The sequence below is a fragment of the Shinella curvata genome, assembly GCF_022899935.1.
GTDB lineage: Bacteria > Pseudomonadota > Alphaproteobacteria > Rhizobiales > Rhizobiaceae > Shinella > Shinella curvata.
The window spans coordinates 288,855-313,689 of the sequence record NZ_JALJCJ010000001.1; the positions used below are offsets into that span (position 1 = coordinate 288,855).

Annotated in this window: 26 protein-coding genes; 15 read left to right on the forward strand and 11 right to left on the reverse strand. The window is 60.8% G+C overall.

The window, feature by feature from the left end:
• Positions 1 to 46: 46 nt before the first annotated feature.
• Complete coding sequence (thrS, locus tag MUU55_RS01435; protein ID WP_244758983.1) at positions 47 to 2,020, reverse strand: threonine--tRNA ligase; 1,974 nt, start codon at positions 2,018 to 2,020, stop codon at positions 47 to 49.
• Between the two features lie 352 nt (positions 2,021 to 2,372).
• Here thrS and MUU55_RS01440 point away from each other — a divergent pair, with 352 nt between their 5' ends.
• Entirely contained in the window at positions 2,373 to 2,522 is a 150-nt protein-coding gene (locus MUU55_RS01440; RefSeq protein WP_244758984.1) for a hypothetical protein, read from the forward strand.
• The gene (locus MUU55_RS01445; protein WP_244758985.1) at positions 2,509 to 3,063 is read left to right on the forward strand and encodes an IS1/IS1595 family N-terminal zinc-binding domain-containing protein; all 555 of its coding nucleotides are present in this window, start codon (positions 2,509 to 2,511) and stop codon (positions 3,061 to 3,063) included. The genes MUU55_RS01440 and MUU55_RS01445 overlap by 14 nt, the downstream gene beginning before the upstream one ends.
• Positions 3,064 to 3,546: 483 nt before the next feature.
• Here MUU55_RS01445 and MUU55_RS01450 read toward each other — a convergent pair whose 3' ends face one another.
• The gene (locus tag MUU55_RS01450) at positions 3,547 to 4,962 is read right to left on the reverse strand and encodes a M10 family metallopeptidase (RefSeq protein ID WP_244758986.1); all 1,416 of its coding nucleotides are present in this window, start codon (positions 4,960 to 4,962) and stop codon (positions 3,547 to 3,549) included.
• 383 nt (positions 4,963 to 5,345) lie between these two features.
• Positions 5,346 to 6,263 (reverse strand): 50S ribosomal protein L3 N(5)-glutamine methyltransferase, encoded by a 918-nt coding sequence (gene prmB, locus MUU55_RS01455; protein ID WP_244758987.1) that lies wholly within the window; start codon positions 6,261 to 6,263, stop codon positions 5,346 to 5,348.
• A 108-nt stretch (positions 6,264 to 6,371) separates the two neighbouring features.
• On the opposite strand from prmB, the gene MUU55_RS01460 reads away from it, so the two are divergent.
• On the forward strand, positions 6,372 to 7,208 hold the full coding sequence (locus MUU55_RS01460; protein ID WP_244758988.1) for a pseudouridine synthase: 837 nt from the start codon (positions 6,372 to 6,374) through the stop codon (positions 7,206 to 7,208).
• Here MUU55_RS01460 and MUU55_RS01465 read toward each other — a convergent pair.
• The 4 genes from MUU55_RS01465 to MUU55_RS01480 all read right to left on the reverse strand — a co-directional run bounded on the left by MUU55_RS01465 (position 7,205) and on the right by MUU55_RS01480 (position 10,010).
• The gene (locus MUU55_RS01465; RefSeq protein ID WP_244758989.1) at positions 7,205 to 8,455 is read right to left on the reverse strand and encodes a sensor domain-containing diguanylate cyclase; all 1,251 of its coding nucleotides are present in this window, start codon (positions 8,453 to 8,455) and stop codon (positions 7,205 to 7,207) included. The genes MUU55_RS01460 and MUU55_RS01465 overlap by 4 nt on opposite strands.
• A 202-nt stretch (positions 8,456 to 8,657) precedes the next feature.
• Positions 8,658 to 9,185 carry a DUF1697 domain-containing protein gene (locus MUU55_RS01470; RefSeq protein WP_244758990.1) on the reverse strand — a complete coding sequence of 176 codons (528 nt, stop codon included), beginning with the start codon at positions 9,183 to 9,185 and terminating at the stop codon, positions 8,658 to 8,660.
• Positions 9,186 to 9,188: 3 nt separating this feature from the next.
• Complete coding sequence (yidD, locus tag MUU55_RS01475; protein WP_244758991.1) at positions 9,189 to 9,557, reverse strand: membrane protein insertion efficiency factor YidD; 369 nt, start codon at positions 9,555 to 9,557, stop codon at positions 9,189 to 9,191.
• Between the two features lie 6 nt (positions 9,558 to 9,563).
• Positions 9,564 to 10,010: an iron-sulfur cluster assembly scaffold protein gene (locus tag MUU55_RS01480; RefSeq protein WP_244758992.1), complete on the reverse strand. Its 447-nt coding sequence runs from the start codon at positions 10,008 to 10,010 to the stop codon at positions 9,564 to 9,566.
• 345 nt (positions 10,011 to 10,355) lie between these two features.
• On the opposite strand from MUU55_RS01480, the gene folE reads away from it, so the two are divergent.
• The 3 genes from folE to MUU55_RS01495 all read left to right on the forward strand — a co-directional run bounded on the left by folE (position 10,356) and on the right by MUU55_RS01495 (position 12,783).
• Positions 10,356 to 10,967 (forward strand): GTP cyclohydrolase I FolE, encoded by a 612-nt coding sequence (gene folE / locus MUU55_RS01485; RefSeq protein ID WP_244758993.1) that lies wholly within the window; start codon positions 10,356 to 10,358, stop codon positions 10,965 to 10,967.
• Positions 10,968 to 11,003: 36 nt separating this feature from the next.
• A complete protein-coding gene (hisI, locus tag MUU55_RS01490; protein ID WP_244758994.1) occupies positions 11,004 to 11,456 on the forward strand; it encodes a phosphoribosyl-AMP cyclohydrolase in 453 nt (150 codons plus the stop codon).
• Between the two features lie 364 nt (positions 11,457 to 11,820).
• Positions 11,821 to 12,783 (forward strand): patatin-like phospholipase family protein, encoded by a 963-nt coding sequence (locus tag MUU55_RS01495; protein ID WP_244758995.1) that lies wholly within the window; start codon positions 11,821 to 11,823, stop codon positions 12,781 to 12,783.
• Positions 12,784 to 12,858: 75 nt separating this feature from the next.
• On the opposite strand, the gene MUU55_RS01500 is transcribed toward MUU55_RS01495, so the two are convergent.
• Together MUU55_RS01500 and MUU55_RS01505 are read right to left on the reverse strand one after the other, a co-directional pair.
• The gene (locus tag MUU55_RS01500) at positions 12,859 to 13,287 is read right to left on the reverse strand and encodes a CBS domain-containing protein (protein WP_244758996.1); all 429 of its coding nucleotides are present in this window, start codon (positions 13,285 to 13,287) and stop codon (positions 12,859 to 12,861) included.
• Between the two features lie 182 nt (positions 13,288 to 13,469).
• A complete protein-coding gene (locus tag MUU55_RS01505) occupies positions 13,470 to 14,210 on the reverse strand; it encodes a rhomboid family intramembrane serine protease (protein WP_244758997.1) in 741 nt (246 codons plus the stop codon).
• 294 nt (positions 14,211 to 14,504) lie between these two features.
• Here MUU55_RS01505 and MUU55_RS01510 point away from each other — a divergent pair, with 294 nt between their 5' ends.
• The 6 genes from MUU55_RS01510 to MUU55_RS01535 all read left to right on the forward strand — a co-directional run bounded on the left by MUU55_RS01510 (position 14,505) and on the right by MUU55_RS01535 (position 20,025).
• Positions 14,505 to 15,149 carry a PAS domain-containing protein gene (locus MUU55_RS01510; RefSeq protein WP_244758998.1) on the forward strand — a complete coding sequence of 215 codons (645 nt, stop codon included), beginning with the start codon at positions 14,505 to 14,507 and terminating at the stop codon, positions 15,147 to 15,149.
• 137 nt (positions 15,150 to 15,286) lie between these two features.
• Positions 15,287 to 15,898 (forward strand): PilZ domain-containing protein, encoded by a 612-nt coding sequence (locus MUU55_RS01515; protein ID WP_244758999.1) that lies wholly within the window; start codon positions 15,287 to 15,289, stop codon positions 15,896 to 15,898.
• A 469-nt stretch (positions 15,899 to 16,367) separates the two neighbouring features.
• On the forward strand, positions 16,368 to 16,967 hold the full coding sequence (locus MUU55_RS01520; protein WP_244759000.1) for a transglutaminase-like cysteine peptidase: 600 nt from the start codon (positions 16,368 to 16,370) through the stop codon (positions 16,965 to 16,967).
• Positions 16,968 to 17,229: 262 nt separating this feature from the next.
• Positions 17,230 to 17,991, forward strand: a complete 762-nt coding sequence (locus tag MUU55_RS01525; protein WP_244759001.1) for a hypothetical protein — start codon at positions 17,230 to 17,232, stop codon at positions 17,989 to 17,991.
• A gap of 119 nt (positions 17,992 to 18,110) precedes the next feature.
• On the forward strand, positions 18,111 to 19,589 hold the full coding sequence (locus MUU55_RS01530; protein ID WP_244759002.1) for a D-alanyl-D-alanine carboxypeptidase: 1,479 nt from the start codon (positions 18,111 to 18,113) through the stop codon (positions 19,587 to 19,589).
• A gap of 163 nt (positions 19,590 to 19,752) precedes the next feature.
• Complete coding sequence (locus MUU55_RS01535) at positions 19,753 to 20,025, forward strand: hypothetical protein (RefSeq protein WP_244759003.1); 273 nt, start codon at positions 19,753 to 19,755, stop codon at positions 20,023 to 20,025.
• Between the two features lie 10 nt (positions 20,026 to 20,035).
• On the opposite strand, the gene MUU55_RS01540 is transcribed toward MUU55_RS01535, so the two are convergent.
• The gene (locus MUU55_RS01540) at positions 20,036 to 20,473 is read right to left on the reverse strand and encodes a DUF1489 family protein (RefSeq protein ID WP_244759004.1); all 438 of its coding nucleotides are present in this window, start codon (positions 20,471 to 20,473) and stop codon (positions 20,036 to 20,038) included.
• 74 nt (positions 20,474 to 20,547) lie between these two features.
• Positions 20,548 to 21,948: an L-serine ammonia-lyase gene (locus MUU55_RS01545; protein ID WP_244759005.1), complete on the reverse strand. Its 1,401-nt coding sequence runs from the start codon at positions 21,946 to 21,948 to the stop codon at positions 20,548 to 20,550.
• Between the two features lie 574 nt (positions 21,949 to 22,522).
• Here MUU55_RS01545 and MUU55_RS01550 point away from each other — a divergent pair.
• The 3 genes from MUU55_RS01550 (at position 22,523) to MUU55_RS01560 (ending at position 24,804) form a co-directional block, all read left to right on the forward strand.
• Positions 22,523 to 23,212 (forward strand): DUF599 domain-containing protein, encoded by a 690-nt coding sequence (locus MUU55_RS01550; protein ID WP_244759006.1) that lies wholly within the window; start codon positions 22,523 to 22,525, stop codon positions 23,210 to 23,212.
• A gap of 96 nt (positions 23,213 to 23,308) precedes the next feature.
• Positions 23,309 to 24,325 (forward strand): heparan-alpha-glucosaminide N-acetyltransferase, encoded by a 1,017-nt coding sequence (locus MUU55_RS01555; protein WP_425314140.1) that lies wholly within the window; start codon positions 23,309 to 23,311, stop codon positions 24,323 to 24,325.
• 5 nt (positions 24,326 to 24,330) lie between these two features.
• Positions 24,331 to 24,804, forward strand: coding sequence for a methyltransferase family protein (locus MUU55_RS01560; protein WP_244759007.1), 474 nt, complete (start codon positions 24,331 to 24,333; stop codon positions 24,802 to 24,804).
• The last annotated feature ends 31 nt before the right edge of the window (positions 24,805 to 24,835 follow it).

Below are 24,835 nucleotides of genomic sequence, written 5' to 3' on the forward strand. Positions count from 1 at the left end.
CGGATAGCACGGGATCATGAACCTTTTCAGACAGGCGTTGTCGCCATCACGCTCTTCCGAGCTTGCGCTTGACATCCGGCGGCGTGGCTTCCAGCGACAGCGAGGCGATCGCCTCGTCGAGCGTCATCGACGTCTGGTTCTGCGAACCGAGACGGCGGATGTTGACGGTGCGCTCCTCCGCCTCCCGCTTGCCGCAGACGACGATGACCGGAACCTTGGTCACGGAATGCTCGCGGACCTTGTAGTTGATCTTCTCGTTGCGGAAGTCGGTCTCGACGGTCATGCCGGCGTCGCGCAGCTTCTCCGCCACCTCGCGGCCATAGTCGTCGGCCTCGGAGGTGATGGTCGCCACCACCACCTGCTGCGGGGCGATCCACAGCGGCATATGGCCGGCAAAGTTCTCGATCAGGATGCCTAGGAAGCGTTCCATCGAGCCGCAGATGGCACGGTGGATCATCACCGGCTGCTTCTTGTCGGAGTTCTGGTCGATATAGAAGGCGCCGAAGCGTTCCGGCAGGTTGAAGTCGACCTGCGTGGTGCCGCACTGCCATTCGCGGCCGATGGCGTCCTTCAGCGTATATTCGAATTTTGGGCCGTAGAACGCGCCCTCGCCCGGCAGGATGCCGGTCTTGATGCGCCCGCCGGACTGCGCCTCGATCTGCTTCAGCACATCCATCATGACGCTTTCCGCCCGGTCCCACAGCGCGTCGGAACCGACGCGCTTTTCCGGACGGGTCGAAAGCTTCACGACGACCTCGTCGAAGCCGAAGTCCTTGTAGACCGAGAGGATCAGGTCGTTGATGCGCAGGCATTCCGCCGCCATCTGCTCATCGGTGCAGAAGACATGCGCATCGTCCTGCGTGAAGCCGCGCACGCGCATCAGCCCGTGCAGCGCGCCCGAAGGCTCATAGCGATGCACGTTACCGAACTCCGCAAGACGAACAGGCAGTTCGCGGTAGGACTTCAAGCCATGCTTGAAGATCTGCACATGGCCCGGGCAGTTCATCGGCTTCAGCGCGAAGACGCGCTCGTCGTCGGTCTCGTCGCCGGCAACGGTCACCTTGAACATGTTGTCGCGATACCAGCCCCAGTGGCCAGACGTCTCCCACAGCGACTTGTCGAGCACCTGCGGCGCGTTCACCTCTTCATAGGTGCCGGAAAGACGGCGGCGCATATAGGCGACGAGCGTCTGGAACATGCGCCAGCCCTTGCCGTGCCAGAACACGACGCCCGGCCCTTCCTCCTGGAAATGGAACAGGTCCATTTCGCGGCCGAGGCGACGGTGGTCGCGCTTTTCGGCTTCGGCGAGGATGTTGAGATAGGTGTCGAGCTCCTCCTGCGTGCGCCAGGCGGTGCCGTAGATGCGCGTCAGCATCGGGTTGTTCGAATCGCCGCGCCAGTATGCGCCCGCGACCTTCATCAGCTTGAAGGCCGTGCCGATCTGGCCGGTCGAGGCCATATGCGGACCGCGACACAGGTCGAACCAATCGCCCTGGTAATAGATCTTCAGGTCCTGCCCCGCCGGGATCGCATCGACCAGCTCGACCTTGTAGGCCTCGCCCTTGGCGGCAAAGACCTCTTTGGCCTTGTCGCGCGACCAGATTTCCCGCGTGAACGGCTTGTTGCGCTGGATGATCTCCTTCATGCGCTTTTCGATCTTCGGCAGATCGTCCGGCGTGAAGGGCTCGTTCTTGGCAAAGTCGTAGTAGAAGCCGTTGTCGATGACCGGGCCGATGGTCACCTGCGTGCCGGGCCAAAGCTCCTGCACGGCCTCGGCCATCACATGCGCGGCATCGTGACGGATCAGCTCCAGCGCCCGATCGTCCTCGCGGGTAACGATCTCGATCCGGCCGTTGGAAACGGCCTCGGAGAGATCGCGCAGCTCGCCATCGAGCGCAATCGCAATCGCCTTCTTGGCCAGCGACTTGGAAATTGCCTCGGCCACATCACGGCCCGTCGAGCCCGCGGGATAGTCGCGGACGGAGCCATCGGGAAAAGTCAGGGAAACAGGTGCAGACATCAAAAATCTCCTATCCAGTCCCGCCAACGAATGCGGGTGGTATGCGAGGGTAAAGGCGGGATGCGCCGGCGCGTTGCGGAGGGCGGTATACGGCGATTTGGGGGGGATTGGAAGAGGTAGAAACCCTACGTCGGCTTGGGTCATGATAAATATCGATTATGATGATCCGTTTGCTCAACGGCTACTTCGCACCCAAAGCGTTCATCTAAGATCGCAATCGTCGCAATCATTTACGTGCCCGTCTGGTGGTGAAGTTCACCATCTATCTAAAATAATATGGCCCACCTCAACGATTCCAAAGCCACTTTCGCGAATGTATAAAAGTCACGTACGAGCAAGTATGGAGACAGTCATGAGCTATATCGTTGAACTTGTTGTCGTCACGACGGGATTTCTAGCGGCACTCGCCGCGCTGCTCAAAGAGATTAATTCCTGGAGAACAAGTCGAAGAGATCAGGAAATTACAAATAAAACAGATGGGAAGCGTCATGATTTTCTGTGAAAAATGCGATAGCCCCCATAACGTAAAGAACGGCAAGGTTCGAGGCGTACAAAGATACCGGTGCCGAGATTGCAAACATAATTTCGTAGTGGATTTCAAGCATCGATACCCAAGAGACGCTAAATTACTACATCTTATGATTATACACTACGGAGCGTCAGAGCAATTTTGGCACGAAGATGGGCCAACCGCTGCGACGGTAGAAACCTGGGCCGCCGACGCTCGCCAGTTGGCGGACTGGTTTATAAGAGCGCTCGCAGATCATCATTTTTTCTGCTTGTTCTTTGCTCGCGAGGATTTTGAGAAATCCTATAGCGGTACTGTAGGTCTCGCCGCCGCAATTACAGGAAATTCGGGGAGAGACCACCTCAATAGATTCATGGATTTACTTGATGCCGAGTTTGCACATATTTGCGAGATTGCGGAACAGCATCCGGAACATGAATACTACGGAGTACAAAAAGACATTAAAACAGACCTTGAGCTCGTCACAAATGATTTAGAAGCAATGGCAACCCTAAAAGCCGGCCAAATACCGTGACAGATAACCAAATGAGACGACTGATCCGGAGATAAGTCGAAATCCAGTGTCAACTTTGAGCCGAAATCGGCCATTCATTCAGGTCGAAAGGTGTTCGCTTCCGGCGAAACCGAGCTAACTTAGCCAAAAACTGCCTCACTCGTTTTCCCCACCCTCACCCCCTTATACTCAACCTCCTCCCGCCGCCGGACGGATCGCATAACGTGTCGATGCGGGCGGGAGGAGGCGCTTTCGTGGTTTGCCGAAACGTACGGCAGGGGCGAAAGAGGCGCGGAGCGCCGTGGTGAGCAAAAGCCTATTCCCGTGTCTTCATGGGAACGGGCCGGCGGGAATTGCGGCGGGCGAGGCTTCCCGCTCTCCAGAGCCCGCTGGGCTTTGCCATGCATGAGGGGGACAAACGGGCTGCTCAAAAGACAGTCTGGGCCACGCAAAACGGAGCCTCCTGCAAAGAAGGCTCCGTCAAGGCAGGTTCACGGTGTCATTTCAGGCGAACAGGAAGTCGCCCTTGTTGAGGCTGCTTTCGGTGACGCCCCTGAGCAGCAGCGTGTCGGATCCGGCGGTCAGAAGCACGCCGTCATCCGTATCGACGGCGTGGCTCTTGAAGGAGGAGAACGAGGTTACGCCGCTCAATTTGACGAGGCTGATGACATCTTCTCCCGAGAAATCGTAGATGATGTCGTGCCCGTCTCCCCGTCCGAAGACGAAGGTGTCGGCGCCGGCGCCGCCCTTCATCTTGTCGTTCCCGGATGATGAAATGATGGTGTCGTCGCCCGCGCCGCCCCAGAAACGGTTATTCGCTTCGTTGCCGATCAGCAGGTCGTCGCCCGCGCCGCCCCTGGCATTCTCGATCACGGCGCCATTGGCGATCGAAAGGCCGCCGCCGATGCCCTTGAGGCCGCTGGTTCCTTCACGCAGGATCTCGCTGAACGATCCGCCGGCATTGTAGGCGGCCTGGGTGATCTGCTTGCGGACGAGGCTGGACAGATCGTCATAGAAATCGGTGGTCTTCAGCGCGGCCAGCGTCCGTGCCATCGCCCCGGTATTGCCCGATGTGTTCAGGGTCGCATCGAACAGGTTGATGATACTGTAGTCACCGCCGGAGACGCTGATCGTATCCGAGCCGCTGGTGTCCCAGACGCAGGCATAGGCGCGACCGATCGTCATGTCGCCCTCGCCAAGATCGAGCGACGCGCTGCGGGCATAGGTCAGGCGATAGGTGGACGCGCCTTCGGCATAATCGGCCTTGCCGTAGAGCGCCTGCAGGGCCGCAATATCAAGCGCCATGTAGGTAACGGCATGGCCGTATTTCACGCCGGCACTCGCGGGGTTGTAGGACATGACCGAATACCGCTCATTGTCCAGCACGCCGAGCCTGGCGAGCGGCTCGCCCGTGTCCTCGTTGTGCGTGTGCATCAGGCCCATCGAATGGCCGATCTCGTGCAGGACGGTCCAGCTGGCATACTGGCCGCCACCCTTTTCCGCCGCCGCCGTCAGCGCTTCCGCGCCTGAATTGAAAACGCCCATCTGCCAGCTGTCGCCGGCAGCACGGTGCGACGTTCCGGGGAACGGGAAAAAGCCTTCCAGATCCTCGTCGATCGGGGCGGACGAGCTGACAAGAACAAAATCCGCCTTGGTCGTGTTGGTGGTTTGCGTCAGCTTGAGAACCGTTACGGCCGAAAGCGAATTGTAGGCCGTGAGCGCAACACTTTTGAAAGCAAAAGCCGCATCCGGTTTTCCTGTAAATTCTTCGTTGAACGACGACCTGAACTCGGAATCCAGCGACAGGCTGTTCTGGTTTCCGAAATAATACTGCAGTTTTACCTCACCCCAGACCTTGTCTGCGGTTATCGCATCAAGAAGAGAACTGGCAACCTTGGGTGCCGCGACAACTTTCGCCATTCGATACTCCTATTTCTTCCGTAAAAGCATTACGGGCGAAAGCGCGAATCGTCCAGATACAAAATACAGGCACCTGAATTTGCGCCGCACGCAACAAATACGGACAGAAAAAGAAGAATTATTTCACGAAATTTCCATAGCCTCTCTACAGAGAAGCTCCATCTATCCCGCAAAAGTACTTATGAGGTATCTGCGAGCAAAAAAATCAACACACCCCAAGATGACAGGATGAAATCGCATCCGAAAGAATTCGCGGAGTCCGAAAACGCTCCTTCGAGAATCTAACCGCCTTGCATGAAAACTGATCTCGACCGGCAAGACTCTCGGCTGCCGGCCCTGTTGCTTGAGGCATCGCCCCGTTCTGCGAGAACGACGGCAGGCGCTCAGGAAACGCCGAGCGATTCTGCGGAAATCCAGAACACCGCATCCTGCGATTCGGTCGTCTCCAGCCAGACGAAATCGAGATGCGGGAATTCCTCCTCGAGAATCTCCCGGCCCGAGCCGATCTCGCAGATCATGCCGCCCTCGGGATTGAGGTAAGCGGGCGCCTCTTCGAGAATGCGGCGCACCAGATCGAGCCCGTCGACGCCGCCGTCATGGGCCATCTCCGGCTCGGCGCGAAACTCCGGCGGATAACCTTCCAGCGCCTCGTGATCGACATAGGGCGGATTGGTGATGATGAGGTCGTAGGTGCGGCCCGCAAGCGGGGCGAAGAGATCGCCCTGAAACAGCGTCACCTGATCTTCGACATCGTGTTCGTCGAGATTGATCTTCGCCACCTCCAGCGCATCGGCCGAGAGGTCCACCGCATCCACCGTCGCCTGCGGGAAGAATTTTGCGGCGATGACGGCAAGGCAGCCGGAGCCGGTGCAGATATCGACGGCGCTTTCCACCGCCATCGGGTCGGGCAGGAAGGACGAACCGTTTTCACCGAGATATTCGGCAAACAGGATTTCGCCGATATGCGAGCGCGGCACGATCACCCGCTCGTCGACATGGAATCGCACGCCCTGGATATAGGCGCGGCCGGTGATGTAGGACGAGGGCTTGCGGGTCGTAACACGCGTCTCGATGCGCTCGGCCAGCATGCGCCGCTCCTCCGGCAGCAGGCGGGCATCGAGGAAGGGATCGAGCGCGTCGATCGGCAGTTCCAGACTGTCGAGCAGCAGATAGGCCGCGTCGTCGCTTGCCGTCGTCGTGCCATGCCCGTAGCTCAGATCGGCTGCATTGAAACGCGAGATCGCATAACGCCAGTAATCGCGCAGCGTCACGAGTTCTGTGGTGATATCTTGCTGGGTCAACGGCGGCCTCGTGTGCGCTATATGCGATAGAATTGACTGGACTGACCCGGCTTTAGAATGGCAAGGGCTGGGCGGTCAATCGCGACGATAGAGGCTTTCCGCAACAGTATGGCGAAGGATACGCGCAACAGGCAAAAACCGACTCCAGCCCGCAGGGCAGGCACAGCGTCGCGCGCCCCCGCCACCACCAAGCAGCACCCGAAGGCGACGCCGGACGGCAAGCGTGTCACCCTGCCCCGCGCCCTCTCCAAACTCGGCTTCTGCTCGCGCACCCAGGCCGAGGCACTGATCGCCGAGGGCCGTGTCGCGCTTTCCGGTCGCATCGTCACCGATCCGGAGACCTGGATCGACCTCGCCGCTGCCGTCATCACCGTCGACGGAGCGCCTGTCGCCGCCGAAGCCCGCCTCTACCTGATGCTGAACAAGCCGCGCGGCCTCGTCACCACCCGCCACGACCCCGAAGGCCGACCGACCGTGTTCGAATGCCTCGCGGACTACACCCGCGCCCATCTCTCTCCCGTCGGCCGCCTCGACAAGGCGAGCGAAGGCCTGCTCCTCTTCACCAACGACACGGAATTCGCCAACGCCCTGCTCGACCCCGCGACCCATGTCGCCAAGACTTATCACGTGCAGATGGACCGCATCGCCGACGATGCCGTGCTCGCATCACTTGAAGCTGGCGTGCACCACGACGGCGAATTTTTGCGGGCAAAGGCCGTGCGCAAGCTGCGCGAGGGCGGAAAGAACTCCTGGCTGGAAATCACCCTCGACGAGGGCCGCAACCGCCAGATCCGCCGTATGCTGGAAGCGCTCGGCATCGAATGCTTGCGCCTCATGCGCGTCTCGATTGGCAATCTGCGCCTCGGCGATCTGGAAAAAGGTGCCGTGCGCGCCCTCACCGAGGGTGAAATGAAGGATCTCCGCCGCCTCATCCGCCAAGGTTAGCGGAAGGCGACCTCGAGGTTTTGCCGGTCGCGTGAAATGACCGAGCAATTCGTCTCGAACCCGTCGGCCTTGATGGCGAGCGTGAATTCCGGCGGAATACCGGCCGTGTTGCTGACCACGATACCGGCACCATCCACGCCAAGACTTTTCACCGTACAATCGATCGTCGAGCGGCGGTCGTTGAAGACGATGTTACCGGCCTTGAGAACTCTGCGGCGCGCGTTCATCCCGTCCGCTCCCTGCATGGAGGCGAAGGACATGCAGCGGTTCCGCCCCGCCCCCTTCGCCTGGTACATGGCCGCATCCGCCTGCGCGAGCAAGGTCTCGATATCGCGCCCGACAATGGAGAGTGCCGAGGCACCGAAACTGGCGGTCACATTGAGCGTGCCGAATTCGCCCGAAATCGATCGCGCGGCAATCTCCGACCTAAGCTTTTCGGCGGCGATCATCGCATCTTCGCCGCCGACATGGGGAAGAATAATGGCGAATTCCTCGCCGCCGAGGCGACCGAACAGATCGCCGGTCCGCAGCTTCGCCCGGCAGGTGGCGGCAACCGCCTTCAGCACCTCGTCGCCCGCCGCATGGCCGCAGGTGTCGTTGACCTTCTTGAAATGATCGACATCGAGCACGAGGCAGGCGAGATCATGCTTGTGGCGCAGCGCGGTCGCAATCAGCTGCTCGGCCTCGCGCTTGAAGGCCCGGCGGGTCAGAGCCTCTGTCAGGCTGTCGGTGGAGGCGGTCTGCATCAGCTCGATCCGGTCCATCGCCGCGCCGGCCAGCTCCTGCAAGATGCCGAGATCCCTGCGGCTGAAAGACCGCGGTGTGCGATCAATGGCGCAGACGGTGCCAATCGTGTGCCGCTCCTTCGTTTTCAGCGGCACGCCGGCATAAAAACGGACATGATCAGGACCCGTCACGGCAGGATGCATCACGAACCGCGGATCCTTCGTCGCGTCCTGTACGATCATCGGCTGCTCATCGTCGAGCACATAGCGGCAGAACGTATCTTCGACCGGCACTTCGTCGGCGGAAAGCCCGGAGCAGGACTGATACCATTGCCGATGACCGTCGATCAGCGAGACGAGGCCGATCTCGACGGTGAAAACCTGCTGGATCAGCCGGACGATACGGTCAAAGCCTTCATCGCGCGGACTGTTCAGAAGATCGAGATTGTCGAGTGCCGCGAGACGGTCCCGCTCGCGCTTGATGCTCTCTACCGACGACTTGCCGAATGTCCTAGCGGTCACGCCCGAAATCCTCCCTCAAGATCCCGAACCTGTCACTGGACAAAAACGGTATGTCTTTTTGAACATGGTAAAGCGCCGTGAGCAACGGCCACAAATAAGGGCTCTTCGCTTTTCCCCGTCGAAACGGCCTGCTGTATAGCTATGGCGAAAGCAGACCTGAAATCGAACAACCAGCAGACGTGCGGGAGGGCGTGACGTTGGGTCAGCCAAGCATCTTCACGAGACCGTTGACCGTGTTGGCGTTGCGCAGCGTGCCGATGCCGAGCTTCTTCGTCGTCAGATGCGACAGGAGCCGCGCCTCGCTCGGCTTGCCGCCGAAATCGATCCAGAGGTCACCATCGACGATGGCGAGCCGGATGTCGGGCGTGGCAAGCGATTCGAGTTTCGGCAGCACATCCTTGTCGAGTGGCCGGCGCATCACGCGGATACCGACATTCTGCCCGTCGCCTTCGGGAAAGGGATTTTGCGCGGCGATACACCTCCAGGCGTCGGCCGTGCGGAGCAGGATATCGACATGTTTGCCAAAGCGCGCGTGAAAGGCCGCCTCCAGCCGCTGCTCGATCTGGGAAAGCGGTGCCTCCTCCGCCTCGAAGATCAGATTGCCGGTGGCAACCAGCGTACGGGGCGCGCGAAACCCGAGTTCTTCCGCCATGGCGCGGAGGTCCGTCATAACGAGCCGCTTTCCGGGGCCCAGAACGATCGAATACAGAAGGGCGACATAGGTGGTCACGGATCACTCTCTCCCGGCACGAGAAATGCGCCACAGCCGCCAGGGCGCCCAGAGGGTAAAGCGACTTTCCAGCATCTCGGGCACGGGATCGAATCCATGCGTGCCGCCGGGGCCGCAACGCACGACGCGAAACAGCGTCATGAAGCCACCTCGCCACAGCCCGTGACGGGCAATGGCCTCATAGCCATATTCCGAGCAGGTCGGGAGGTGACGGCAGGAATTGCCGATGAAACCGGAGAGCGTCAACTGGTATAGGCGGATGAAGCCCATGCCGAGAACCCGCCCCGGCGTCTTGCGAAACGGTCCCCGCCAGTTGCGGCCCTTATAGGCGAGGCGCGGCGCGTCGTGCCGACAATCCGGGCCGTCACACATTGTCCTTCACCCGACGTTGACGAGCCGCTTCGCTTCGATCTGGCCGATGGCGTCCACCACGGCGTCGAAGGTCAGCATGGTCGAGGCGTGGCGGGCCTTGTAATCTTTTACAGGCTTGAGAAAGCGCATGTCCTCGAAAGGTCCGACCGGCCCCTCGCCATCCGCCTTCAGCATGGCGAGCATGTCTTCCCGCGCCTGGCGGATTTCCGCAACCGTTGCGCCGATTACATGGCGCGCCATGACGGAGGACGAGGCCTGGCCCAGCGCACAGGCCTTCACCTCATGGGCAAAGTCGCTGACCGTGTCGCCGTCGAGCTTCAGATACACCTTCACCCGCGAACCGCAGAGCTTGGAATGGGCGTTCGCCTCGGCGTCCGCCTCCGGCAGCGTGCCGATGCGGGGAATGTTGCCGGCAAATTCTAGGATACGGCTGTTATAGATATCGTCCATCATGGCCCTGTTTTCCGCGCTTTTTGCGGAATCTTCAATGATCCGAGGAGATTATTCCGGTCACGTCGGGAAAAAAGCATGGCGTGTCGCCTCCCGCCTCTTTCGCACTTGGTGATCGATACTATATGATAACTCGTATTGGGGTGAGCGTTTTGCAAGATGCCGTCAAGCGGAAGGCAGACATCACCTGTTGTTTGGGAAACCGTGCCGGACGGTCAATCGCACTGTTAAGCGAAGACCTGAAAGCCCCGGAGCCCGCCGACGGAACCCAAGCCTGCAGGGTTAGGCGAATGGCCAGTGGCGAGTCCGATAAACACGTCAGGTAACCTGCAGAAAGGTCATGGGTCCATGGACGCCATAGTCACCAATTTTCCGCGTATCGACGACCAGTCGGACCGTCCTTCGCAGAAGGAAGCCGAGGATGCCGTTCGCGTGCTGCTGCGCTGGGCGGGTGATGACCCGCAGCGCGAAGGCCTGCTCGATACGCCCAAGCGCGTCGCAAAGGCCTACCGCGAACTGTTTTCCGGTTACGAGCTTGCCGCCGAGGACGTGCTTGGCCGCACCTTCGAGGAAGTCGCCGGCTATGACGACATGGTGCTGGTGAAGGACATTCCGTTCTTCTCGCATTGTGAACACCATATGGTGCCGATCATCGGCAAGGCGCATGTCGCCTATCTACCGAACGGCCGCGTTCTCGGTCTCTCCAAGATCGCCCGCGTCGTCGAGATCTTCGGCCGTCGCCTGCAGACGCAAGAGACCATGACGGCGCAAATCGCGAAATCGATCGACGAGACGCTAAATCCGCGTGGCGTGGCCGTGATGATCGAGGCCGAGCATATGTGCATGGCGATGCGCGGCATCCAGAAACAGGGCTCGACAACGCTCACCACCACCTTTACCGGTGCCTTCAAGACCGAGCCGACCGAACAGGTCCGGTTCATGACGCTGATCCGGAGCTAGGCGAAGTAGCGGCTCCACAGGACGGAGCCGACCGCCATGACGATCACCTTCGACGCCCCCTCCAAGGACAAGGCCGAACTCGAAACGGGTCCGGCCTTTACGCCGCGTTTCGACGAGCACGGCCTCGTGACGGCCGTGGTGACGGATGCGAAGGATGGCGAACTGCTGATGGTCGCCCACATGAACGCCCAGTCGCTGGCACTGACCATCGAGACCGGCATCGCCCATTACTGGAGCCGCTCGCGGCAATCGCTGTGGAAGAAAGGCGAAACCTCCGGCAACCTGCAGACCGTGGTGGAAATGCGCACCGATTGCGACCAGGACGCCGTCTGGCTGAAGGTTTCCGTCGCCGGCCATGACGCAACATGCCACACCGGCCGCCGCTCCTGTTTCTATCGTACGGTTTCCAACGGAAAGGACGGCGCGGAACTGACCATTACCGGCGGTGCCCCGCAATTTGACCCAGCGGCCGTCTACAGCAAAAATTAAGCATCTGCACAAGTTCTGGACCGTTCCTGCACGGATTCACCCTTTGGAAACCGATCCGGACGCCTAATCCTTCTCATGGCGGCTGCTATCCCCGCCATGCGGATCAGGACATGGAACACCATCGCTCGTATGCGTCACGACCGGTTTCCAGAACCACCCCGAAGGGGGTGACGATCCCGCAGGCAAATGCCCTCCTCCAGCCTCGACCGGACGCAAAACGCAGTGCTTTCATGCCTGTTTTCGCCGTGAAAGTTACCCGCGTCACAGACTGCATATATCCTGTCACTTATTGTGTTCCCAAGGATGCCGAGGCAGTGGAACCGATTGCCTCGCCGCGAATTCCTTTCGGGTACGGAGGTCGCGCATGTTGAACTGGAGTTTTAATCGTAGTCTCGTAACGGCGGATGCTTCAGATCCAGGCGGCCCTTCCATGAACGATATGTCTCACATCCCTGCACCGGCCCCGCCGCGCAAATCCAAGATCGCGCTGGCGCTGGGGGGCGGCGCTGCCCGTGGCTGGGCCCATATCGGCGTGCTTCGGGCGCTGGATGAGGAAGGAATCGATATCGGCATGATCGCCGGCACCTCGATCGGCGCCCTCGTCGGTGGCTGTTATCTCGCCGGCAAGCTGGACGAGCTGGAGGCTTTCGCGCGCTCACTCACCATGCGCCGCATCGCCAGCCTGCTCGATTTCACCATTCGCGGCTCCGGCCTGTTCGGCGGCATGCGGCTGACGAAGCGCATGCAGGAACACCTGGAAAATCTTTCCATCGAGGATCTCGACCGCCCCTTCGTCGCCGTCGCAACGGAAGTCAACAGCGGTCACGAGGTCTGGATCAACAGCGGTTCGCTGATCACGGCGCTGCGCGCCTCCTATGCCCTGCCGGGCATTTTCGAACCGATCAAGTGCAACAATCGCACGCTGGTGGACGGCGCGCTCGTCAATCCGGTGCCCGTCTCGGTCTGCCGGGCCCATGAAGAGCCGCTGGTCGTCGCCGTCAACCTCAACTACGATCTCTATGGCCGCTCCGCCGTCATCAAGCACAGCGCAAGCCCGCAGAAGATCGACGAAAACAGGCAGGAAGACAGCGCGGCACGGCTGGGTCTCACCGGCGTCATGGTGCAGTCCTTCAACATCATTCAGGATCGCATTTCCCGCGCCCGCCTCGCCGGCGACCCGCCGGATCTCGCACTGCATCCGAAGCTGTCGGATATCGGCCTGTCGGAATTCCACCGTGCCGGCGAATCCATCGACCGCGGCTACCTCGAGGCGAAAGCCCGGATTTTCGAGATCAAGCGCATGCAGGAAGTGGTGATGGCGCGCTGAGATCAACGCGTCTCAGAAATTCGGCGGGCGGGACGATGGGAAATCGTTCCGCCCGAAACCGTTGCAAGGATAGCGTCAGCTGGCGATATAGGCCTTGATGGCTTCAGCTTCATGCTTGATCGCACGGATGTGGGATTTCACCACGTCGCCGATCGAGATGATGCCGACAAGCCGCCCGTCCTTTTCCACCGGGATGTGACGTGCGCGAAGCGTGCTCATCATTTCCATGAGCTGTTCGACGGTTTCCGTCTCGCTGCAGCGATGGACATTGCCCCACATGATGGAGGAAATGGGCTTGTCCAGGCATTCTGCCCCGTTGCGGGCAATGGCGGCCACGATGTCGCGCTCGGTCAAAATGCCCGCGATGCGGTCATTGCGATCCACGATTACGATGGCCCCGATGTGGTTTTCATGAAGATAGACGGCAGCCTGTCTTACGGTAAGCTGCGTGCCGCCCGTTACAACGTTGCGGCCTTTTTCGTCCAGTATCGTCTTTACATACATGCGTACCTCCCGTGTGCATCATGACGCAGAGAGGCGGGACACCCGCGCAGGGATGCCCTGCCTGTACCAGGAACATCCTTCCTCCTCTGGATGCCCCTTGTTCCGGTGTGCATGTGCGAACCGGAACAGGAAACATGGTGCGCCACGAAGGAGGCGATTGCAAGGCCGCTAATGGACTATCGTTAATCCCGGCGAGGGTCGGCCGTCGCCACGTCAAACAGCGGGAAGAAAAGGAAGCCGAACAGGAAACCGCCGATATGCGCCTCCCAGGCCACCGTCCCACCGGCGGCGGAGCCGAAAATCTGACCGAACCCGATGAGGAAGTTGGTCAGGAACCAGATGCCCGAAAAAACGAGCACCGACCGGTTCGACAGCGCCTCGGAGATCGTCAGTCGCCGGTTGAGATGGGCGAACTGCCGGCTGATACGGCCGCTCGGCGAAAAGACGAATCGCGCCGCCGCGCCCATCAGGCCGGAAACGACGCCCGAGGCGCCGACGACGAGAATCATTGCGCCCCAGTGCAGAGCGCTATGGAACGCCACGGCCGCGATGGCCGAAAGGCACCAGAAGAGAAAGAACCGCGCAAGGCCGATACGTCGCACCACGGGCGCGCCGAAGGCGACCATCCAGAAGGCGTTGAAGATCAGATGCTCCCAGCTGCCATGCAGCAGCGAATAGGTCACGGGGCTCCAGAGCCAACCCAGATCCTGTTCCGCGAAGGGGATCGTGTAGCGCCCGGGAATGAAGGCGAATGTCAGGAGGACATTTTCGTCTGCGACCGTGGACAGCAGATAGGTGCGCACGACATGGATGAGCGTCAGCACGCCGAGCATGAAGACGAGACCGCCGGGCAGGTTGAAAGCAGGCTCTCGCTTGCGGACATCCGCTTCGTCACCTTGCACTTCAATGCCGTCATTACGCATGGCCGATCCACCAAATTCACAAAATACGAATCGCGCTTATACAGAGAAAAGAAAGGCCGTGCAGCTTTCGCTGACGGCCGGTGCCCCCAATCCCCGGGGCTGAAATCGATGTGCAGTAAACCATTCCCTCGTCGAGGGATGCCCTGATGTTTGGCCAAAACCGGCCCGCCGCGCAATCGAAACCAATTGTTAACCTTAACATCGCTCTGGCATGAAACTCGCACTGCTCTCCGTAAATGCCCGCTCCATGCGCCTTTGCGTGCCGGAACGGAACAAAACCGAATGGATATGAGCATGCAGACGAAAGCCGTGACGGCCCTTTACGATTACTGGACGCGCCAGCGTGGCGACCGCCTTGTTCCGCCGCGCAGCGCAATCGAACCCGCGGACATCGCCGCCATTCTGCCCGACGTCTTCATTCTGGAGCACAGCCGGTTGCACGATCCACGCTTTCGCCTGGCCGGTACCCGTCTCTGCGCCCAGTTCGGCCGCGAACTGAAGGGCACCGCATTCGACGCGCTCTTTGCGCCGGACCAGCGCAACCGGATTGCCCGCATCACCGAAAACGTCATGGCGCATGGTGCGCCCGCCACCATGCAGATACAGCTCGTCGACGGCACGCTCGAAACGACCGAGGCGGAAATCGTGCTTCTGCCGCTCGCCTCGAAGGGGCGCGTGGCGGATCGCATCATCGGCGCATTTGCACCCCTTCCCGGTCAGCGCCAGCCCCTCGCCGCCTTCCGCTATGCGACGCTCGGGGCTCTCTCGGTCATCGATCCGAGCCGCCGGCATGCCGCGGCGGGCCATCGCCCGGCAATCCCCATGCCGGCCTCGATCATGGCCATACGCCCGCCGGCACTCGGCCAGACGGTCAGTCGCGTCTTGCACTTGAGAATTTTCGAGGGCGGGCGACAAGCGCGCGACACACGGGAGCACTAAAAGACATCACAACTCAAAGCATCCGAAAATTGCCGGATCGCAAAAAACCAATCACTTTTCAAGGAAGCGACAAACCTTCTGTTAACCGCGAAAGATTAAGACTTGGAAAGACATAGGATCATCAGGCACGCGCGCTCATGTATTCATTTCAGCAGGCATCGCCAGCCGCCCGTAAACCGCAGCCCGATCAGCGGAGCTTTCAGCGCGTCTCTGTGAACCTGCCCGGCCGCCTGATGCTGCCCAACCACGACGAATATGATTGCTCCGTCGTCGACATGTCGCCAGGTGATGCCAGCTTCGTCTGCTCTGCCCGCCCGCGCGTCGGCGAGCGCATCATCGCTTATGTCGATCATCTCGGTCGCATCGAAGGCAATGTCGCGCATCTCGGCAACGAAGGCTTCGCAATCATCCTGACCGCTACGGACCGCAAGCGCGAGAAGCTCGCCGCACAGCTGACGTGGATCGCCAACAAGCACGAACTCGGCCTCCCCGAAGACCGTCGCCACAATCGCCTGACGCCACGCAACACGCGCACCGAAATCACACTCGACGACGGTCGGCGCTACCCTTGCCGTATCATCGACCTCTCGCTTTCGGGCGCTGCCGTCGATATCGACGTGCGCCCCGCCCTTGGCACCCCCGTCCAGCTCGGCAACATGAAGGGCCGCGTGGTACGCCATTTCCAGGAAGGCGTGGCGATCGAGTTCTCATCGGTCCAGTCCAAGGAAGCCCTCACCTCGTTCCTGTAGCGTTTCGGAACGCCGCAACGCCAATCTGTTTCAAAAGGGCCCCGCAGGGCCCTTTGCTGTTTCAGGATGGCACAGCGAAAATTTTGCAAATATTTTTTGCCCGCTAAAAGAGCCTTGAGCCCGTCACACCGGGCAGTCGTGTCGGCTCAAGAGCGTCCGGACACGAAACACGACGACAATTGGCTGCCCCGATAAGCCGGCAATGCGAGATCATTCGATCTGCACGCGCACCTGAAAATTCATAAAATAAATCGAAATCAATAGGTTGCGCGACGCGGCATCATTCCCTGGCGTCCCAATTTCGTTCAAATTTTAATCAAAAGCACCTCAAATACAATTCAAATTATATTCAAGTTTTGTTTTCATTTTATACTTATGCAATCTTGATTTGAACTAAATTATACTTCCGATTTTCGCGTAAGATCAAAAAGTCCGTGTCATTGTCCCATCATCAAACGGGGACAGAACAATGACAAAAACACTTAAGACAGGGGCATTCGCGTTTCTCTTCTCTTTGGCCGCAGCGCAGGCCGCCATGGCTCTGCCAGCCAATATTCCGCTTGCCGGCGCGACCAACCAGCCGATCGGCCACTATGAATTCTGCAAGCGCTACGCCGAGGAATGCCGCTCGAACGGCAAGGATACCGGCCCTCTCGTACTGACGCAGGAAAACTGGAAGACGATCCTCAACGTCAACTATTCGGCCAACACGGAAATCCAGCCGATGACCGATATGGAAATCTACGGCGTCGAGGAAGAATGGGCGTATCCGGATGCCGTCGGTGACTGCGAAGATTATGTGCTGCTAAAGCGCAAGCGCCTGATCGAAGCTGGTATTTCGCCCTCCAACCTACTGATCACCGTCGTTCTCCAGCCGAATGGCGAAGGTCACGCGGTGTTGACCGTGCGCACTGATCGCGGCGACTTCGTGCTCGACAACATGCGCAACAAGGTGCTGCTCTGGTCCGAAACCGAATATCGCTACCTGAAGCGCCAGTCCTCGGCCAATGCCGGCAAATGGGTCAAGCTCCAAGACGGCCGCGCCGATGCCGTCGGTAGCGTCAAGTAACAGCGCCGGCGCTGATCACAGCGCCTCGTGACAAGAATCCCCGGCGATCCCGCCGGGTACGCAAAAGGGCCCGGTCAGTCCCCCAATCCCCGTCCCGACCTCGGCCCTGCGGCCGGTTCCGCTGTCCCCGGAACCGGCCGCTCCTTTTTTTAGGCGTGCCAGGCAGCGCCGGAATTCATGGAAAATTAACCATACTCGCAGAGCCTAGCCTGAAGAGATTCAGGTACCTGGATCTAGATTTCTCTAGGACGCGCGAGGAACGATGGCCGTAGCGACGACAGGCGACGAAGAACACGCCCCGCTCCTCTCCAACCGCCTGCTCGCACGACTGACCATCGGGGTCGCCGTTCTCGCGACGCTCACCATCGGCATCAGCATTGCCGGCCGCATGCTCGGAGAACACATCGCTCTGGCGGGCCACACGGAAAAAGCGGAACCGGTCGACGTCATAATCGGCCAGGACCAGATCCGCCTTCCCGCCAATGTCATCCGCTTCGACGAGCAGCGCCAGACGGGCCGCGCAGAACGCGTCGACCTCTATCTCGCCTGGCCGGAAATGCAGGGCTACACCAATGCCGGGCGCAGTCGGTTCAATGACGCCAATCGCCCCGAAAGCCTGATTTTCCTCAACCTTTCGCAAAGCACCATGTCGAAGGACATGTCCGGCCGCCTGGAACCGATCTACAGCCACCTCTTCGACGGCCGCACGGAACTCGGCCCCGCCGCGTTGACGCTGCGCCACCTCAAGGAAAACAGCGGCTACGGTGGCGAGGTGTTCTTCACCGGCACACTGCCCGACGGGTCCGATTATGCCGTGCGCTGTATGATGCCCGCGGACGATGCGCAATCGACCAGCGCGGACTGCCAGCGCGATATCCACATGGGCCGCGATCTTTCCGTGCTTTATCGCTTTTCGAGCAGACTTTTGCCGCAGTGGCAGGCCATGGAGGCGCGCGTCCGCGACTATCTGGGCCGGTCATTCGTGCAGAACGGCCGCCTCATCACCGCCGCCCGCAGCCGATAAAATAGCGTCGATCTCAGAAACCAATGATTCATCATAAACCGATTGGTAACGCTGTCCCGCTACTGTGCTGCCAACGGTCGTGCGGAACCTCCCATCCGAACGCCATCTGCAATCCGAGAATGAAGAGTAACGTAGTGTCCCGTTCCGTATTCCTCGATTTCCTCCCCCGCTCCTGTCAGGCTGTTGCCACTGTGGCGAAAGGTCTGGTGATGGTCGGGATGGTCGCCACCGTCGCAGCAGCTACCCCCGCGCAGGCCGCCCCGAAATATGCCGGCATCGTGATCGACGCCAAAACCGGGAAGGTGCTCTACAGCGAGGATGCCGACGAGCTGCGCTACCCGGCATCTCTCACCAAGATGATGACGCTGTATCTGACCTTCGAAGCGCTCGAGGCCGGAAAGATCCGTCTCAATACCCGCGTTCCCTTCTCGAAAAATGCCGCAAGCGAGCCGCCGACCAAGCTCGGCGTCGGCGTCGGCAATTCGATCACGGTCGAGCAGGCCATGCTTGGCTTGATCACGCGTTCGGCGAACGATGCTTCGACGGCGCTTGCCGAAATGCTGGGCGGCTCGGAAGAGCGCTTCGCCCGGATCATGACGCAGAAGGCGCGGGCGCTCGGCATGACGCGGACCACCTATCGCAACGCCAACGGTCTTCCCAATTCGGCGCAGGTGACGACCGCCCGTGACCAGGCTCGCCTCGGCATCGCGCTTCGCCAGCATTTCCCGCAGTATTACGACTATTTCTCGGTCCGCAGCTTCCGCTTCGGCAAGCAGACCATCAACGGCCACAATCGCCTGCTCGGCAGCGTGCGCGGCGTCGATGGCATCAAGACCGGCTATACCCGCGCCTCCGGCTACAATTTGGTGACCTCGGCCGTCGCCGACGGCCGCAGCGTTGTCGGCGTCGTCCTGGGCGGCCGTTCGGGCGGTGCACGCGACCAGCAGATGCGCAAGTTGATCGCCGCCTACATGCCGAAGGCCTCGCGCCGCGGCGGTGGCGACCTGATTGCCGAAACCAAGGATGCGCCGACGCTGACCGCCGAAGTCGCAAGCGAAGCGGTGACTGCTTCGGCGAGCGGAACGCTCAGCAATCGCGCGATGGAACTGCCGGAAAACGGCCCGATCCCGACCTATCGTTACAATGAAGCCCGTATCGAGACGGCCTATGCCGCGACATCGGGTGCAAACGAAATCATCGGCAAGCGTGCGCTCGCCGCGACGCTCAAACTGCAGCGTGAAAGCGCCGTTCCGGCTGAAGACCTGACGGAACAGGGCGACACGGATGGCTCGCTCGACAAATTGACGACCTCCTCGACCACCACGGCGACCGTCGCATCGGAATCCACGCCTTCCGGCTGGGTCATCCAGATCGGCGCTACGCCGGACAAGGGTCAGGCGCAGGAACTGCTCTCCAAGGCAAAGAACTCGGGCGGCAAGGCGCTGTCCAGCGCGATGCCCTTCACGGTCGCCGTCAACAGCGGCAACGGTGAACTCTATCGCGCCCGCTTCGGCGGCTTCGACAACCAGAATGGCGCGACGTCCGCCTGCAAGGTGCTAAAGCGCAAGGGTTTTGCCTGCTGGGCCAGCCAGCAGTAATGAGATTGGACCGCGCTTGACAGCGCGGTTCCCGGACTACCGTCTTGCGCCCGCAACAGCATCGGTCAGGTATTGCGTACCGATGACTGCGGGAGGAAGACAGGCGGGTGCCGCGTCTGGCGGCTCTGCCATCCTCGGTTGGGTATTGCGTACGAGGCAGATCATGGCGATGAACGAAAACCTTTTCGATGTTCCCACCGCGACGCGCGACGAAAAGCGCCGACCGCTGATGGGCACGCTCCACCCGCTGCACGAGGCAGCGATGCGGATCGCGGATATCGGACTTGGACGTTCGCGCAACAAGACGAAGGATCTCGTCGGCATGCTGCTGGCGCATGGTGCCCGGGCCTGGCGTTCGGGTCAGCCTGCCGCCGGGATCCATCTCCATGTCGGCGTCAGCGAACGCCGCTATCCGGTGCGCATGCGCCTGCGCTGATTTTCGGCTTTCAGAGAAGGCCGAGTTCGGCGAGTTCGCGCCGCAGTTCCAGCGGCAGGTCTGCCGTGCCCTCGCCCATGTCCTTGAGATCGCGCGGGGCGTCTTCTTCGGTCAGGTAGCGCCATCCCTGGAATGCGCGGCGCGGCTGGAATTCGGTCTCGATGACCTCCGGTCCCAGCACCAGTTCGCAGCGCGAGATGCCGTCGACATCCGTAAAACTCTTCAGACCCAGCAGGCGCTGGCGCGCCTGCACCTGGCCTTTGATCACCCAATAGAGTGAACCACCGTCGAGCAGTTCCTGATCCCGCTTCGGGATCATGCGGGTGATGTGGCTGGAATGCGGCTCCATGCCCGCCGCGATCGCGATGAGCGAGCGTTCGGACACCCATTCACGCAGATCATCGATGCTGTCAGCGCCGACACAGAGTTTGATGAGATGTAGGGCCATGGCTCTTTGAACGCCCTTGCGGCGGCCGGGTCAAGGGGCCGCCGCGTCGCACTCCACAGGGAACCTGAGGGGAATCAGCATTCCACCACGTTGACGGCGAGGCCGCCGGTGGAGGTTTCCTTGTACTTCTCGTTCATGTCGACGCCAGTCTGGCGCATCGTCTCGATACAGGCGTCGAGCGGCACGAAATGCTGGCCGTCGCCCTTGAGGGACAGCGAGGCGGCAGTGACCGCCTTGACGGCGCCCAGCGCATTGCGCTCGATGCAGGGCACCTGCACGAGACCGGCGATGGGGTCGCAGGTCATGCCGAGATGGTGTTCCAACGCGATTTCCGCCGCATTCTCCACCTGCTCGGGCGAGCCGCCCATGACGGCAGCAAGACCGGCCGCGGCCATGGCCGAAGCGGAGCCGACTTCGCCCTGACAGCCAACCTCGGCGCCCGAGATCGAGGCATTGTGCTTGATGATGCCGCCGACGGCTGCGGCCGTCAGAAGGTAATCTCTGATACCGTCCTGGTCGGCGTCTTCATGAAAATGCAGGTAATAGCGGATCGTGGCAGGCACGACGCCGGCCGCACCATTCGTTGGCGACGTCACGACGCGGCCACCGGCCGCATTCTCCTCGTTGACGGCCATGGCGTAGACGGACAACCAGTCATTGGCGAGCAGCGGGTTCGCCTTGTTGGAGCGCCACTCCTCCTGCAGCTTGTCATGGATCGAGCGGGCACGGCGGCGCACCTTCAGGCCGCCGGGCATGATGCCTTCGTTCTTCAGGCCGCGATCGATGCAGCTCTTCATGGCGCCCCAGATGCGATCGAGGCCGGCATCCAGCGCCTCGCGCGACATGGTGGCTTCCTCGTTGGCACGCTTCATCTGGGCGATCGTCATGCCCGAGCGTTCGGCCATCTCGAGCATCTGCTTGGCCGACGAGAAGGGGAACGGAACCTTCGCGCCGCCGGCCTTCGCCTTGCTGGCGCGCATCTGCTCCAGTTCCGTATCGGTAACGACGAAGCCCCCGCCGACCGAATAGTAGATGCGCTTCAACAGAAGGCGGTCGTCGCGATCATAGGCAGAGAAGGTCATGCCGTTGGCATGGCCTGGCAGCGGGTTCTTCTTGTCGAAGATCAGGTCGGTCTTCGGCTGGAAGGCATAACCGGGATGGCCCGGCGGCGTGATGCGACCGGTGCGCTCGACCTCGCCGACGATCGCATCCATCTGGTCCGGATCGACCGAATCGGGCCGCTCGCCCATCAGGCCGAGAATGACGGCGCGGTCGGAGCCATGGCCGACGCCGGTATAGGCGAGCGAACCGTGCAGGCTCATGCGAATCGTCGCGACATGAGCGTTCGAAGGGCGCGGCCAGTCGTCGGATAGGATCAGGTCGAGAAAACGGTTTGCCGCCGACATCGGCCCCATCGTGTGGGAGCTCGATGGCCCGATACCGATCTTGAAGACATCAAAAACCGAAAGGAACATTCCCGGACTTCTCCCTTGCCGCGGCAGGCTATGTTTTAAACGCCGAAGCTACGTTATCACGCAACGCCCGCATGGCGATCTCCCGACATCGGATTTTACCAGTGCGACATGCCAAAAACAAAAACAGCGCGTCCCCGTGGAGAACGCGCTGTTTATGTAGGGACTTGGGCCTGAACTTGTCAGATGCCGCCGAAGAGGTAGGCGATGACCAGAACGGCGCCAAAACCGATGACTGCACGGGCGGTGACGCCCCAGCAGGATTTCTGAACGGTACTTTCCATGATTTCCCCAGATGGAAGATGTCGTGCGAGCCGCCTAGATCAGCGCTGCATGCCCTCTGTTTAATGAAGAATTCATGAAACCGCAATCGCGAAAAATGGCGAAACCAAGGCGGTGGCGACATGGGAGCCCCGCGCTACGCGCATGACCTGTCGCAAAATCAGACAGTTGCCAGCTTTGGGCGACCGGCCGTTTCCATGCTCTCCCGCCTCCGTTTCGCCCAAGGTCTGAACGCCCGGCAGAAGAGGCCGCCGCGATGCTTGCAAAATGCCGAATCCGTGGCACAAGACGTCTCATGAACACCCCGGACCTCATCGCCCTCGCCCTCTTCCTTGTCCTGTGGATGGGGTATTCCTGGATAACGGACAGGGCGAAGCTTTTCGACCGGGTGAGCCTCACGCGTGCCATGAGTTCGCAGCGCGCCGTCTGGATCCGCAATGCCATGCACCGCGACCTGCGCATGATCGATACGCAGATCATGGCCGGCCTGCAGAACGGCACGGCTTTCTTCGCTTCCACCTCCCTGCTTGCGCTGGGCAGCTGCTTTGCGCTGCTCGGTGCGACGGAACAGGTTTTTGCGATTTTCAACGACCTGCCCTATTTCTTCCACGGCAGCCGCGCCGGTTTCGAGACCAAGGTCGGCGGCCTCGCCATCATCTTCGGCTACGCCTTCTTCAAGTTCGGCTGGTCCTATCGCCTCTTCAACTATTGCACGATCCTGCTGGGTGCCATGCCGATGAGCGGCGACATCCACAAGGATCCGGCTGGTGCAGACCTTGCCGCCGACAAGGTGATCCGCATGAACATCCTGGCGGCAAAGCACTTCAACAAGGGGCTACGCGCTATCTTCCTGTCGATCGGCTATCTCGGCTGGTTCGTCAGCCCGTTCCTCTTCATCGCCACGACCATCGGGATCATCATCGTGCTCGTGCGCCGTCAGTTCTATTCGGAAGCGCGGCTCGCCGTGCTCGAACGCCTCGACTGACCTTTCCCAACCGGCCACCTTTCGGCCATCCGCCCGGCGCAAGCTTGGCGTGGCACCTTCCTATGGACCAAAGCAATGCGGCGACCCCGAACCATGATGACGACGGTGATTGACGGCAATGGGGCAGTACACGGCGCCGAAACGCGCCGGCTTCCACGCACCCCGCTGATCGACCAACTGCGAGGCGTCGCGCTGATCGCCATGGCGATCTATCATTTCACCTGGGACCTCGGTTTCTTCGGCTATATCGAACCGGAAACGGCGACAACCGGCGGCTGGCGCATTTTCGCCCGTCTTATTGCGGGCAGCTTCCTGTTTCTCGTCGGCTTCAGTCTCGCGCTCGGCCACCAGAACGGTTTCAAGGCGCGGCCGTTCTTCATGCGGCTCGCCAAGATCGGCGGAACGGCAGCGATCATCACCGTCGCCACCTGGTTCGCCTTTCCGGACACGTTCATCTTCTTCGGCATCCTGCACGCCATCGCAACAGCGAGCGTCGTCGGCCTCCTCTTCCTGCGCCTGCCCATCGCCGTCACGCTGCTTGCCGCAATAGCCGCCGTCGCCGCGCCGTTCTATCTCCGCGCGCCGCTCTTCGATCATCCCGCACTCTGGTGGGTCGGCCTGTCGGTCGACATCCCGCGTTCGAACGACTATGTGCCGCTGCTGCCTTGGCTCGCACCGGTGCTGCTCGGCATATCGCTTGGCAAGTTTTTCGTGGCGAGTGCCCTTCCCGAACGGTGGGCCGGCCTTGGCGGGCGCCAAAAAGTCTGGTGGAAAAGCCTTTTGGAGACGGCCGGGCGCCACAGTCTCGCCATCTATCTTATCCACCAGCCCTTGCTGATCGCGCTGGTCTACAGTTTTTCGCTGCTCGTTCCCGCGCCCGCACCCGATCCGGTCGCCGGCTATACCAAGAGCTGCATGCGCGCCTGCGAACCTGAACGCGGCGTCGGTTTCTGCGAAAGCTTCTGCGGCTGCACGCTGAGCGGATTGCAGGATCAAAACCTCTTCGCCGACCTCAACCGCGGCGCGATCGATGTAACGACGGACGAGCGGATCAGCACGATCTCCTCGCAATGCACGGCAAAGGCCGAAACGACAACCGACCTCAAGGAGTAGGGATCATGAATGCCTATCGCATGAAGCCACTCGCTTTTCCTTGGCCCCCGCTGATCTACGGCGCGGCGCTCGCGGCGGCCTTCCTGCTCCAGGCGCATTTTCCCATCGCCGTGTCGGACAGGGAAAGCTGGATCGCCACAGCGGCAGGCAGCGTGCTGATCCTGATTGCCGTCGTGCTGGATGTCTGGGCGATGCGCACGCTGCTCGATTGCCACACGACCATCATGCCGAACCGCTGCTCCACCCATCTGGCGACGTCGGGCCCCTACCGCTTCACCCGTAACCCGATCTATCTCGGCTATACGCTGGCCACAGCCGGCATAGGCCTCGTGATGCTCAACCCCTGGTGTCTCGTAACCGCCACGATCGCGGCCGGCGTCACCAGCATCATCGCCATCAGGCGCGAGGAACTGCACCTGCTTTCACGCTTCGGCATCGATTTCGAACGCTATTGCAGCGGCACGGCGCGCTGGATCTGAAACGAAGATGGCGCCGGACGAAACCATCCGG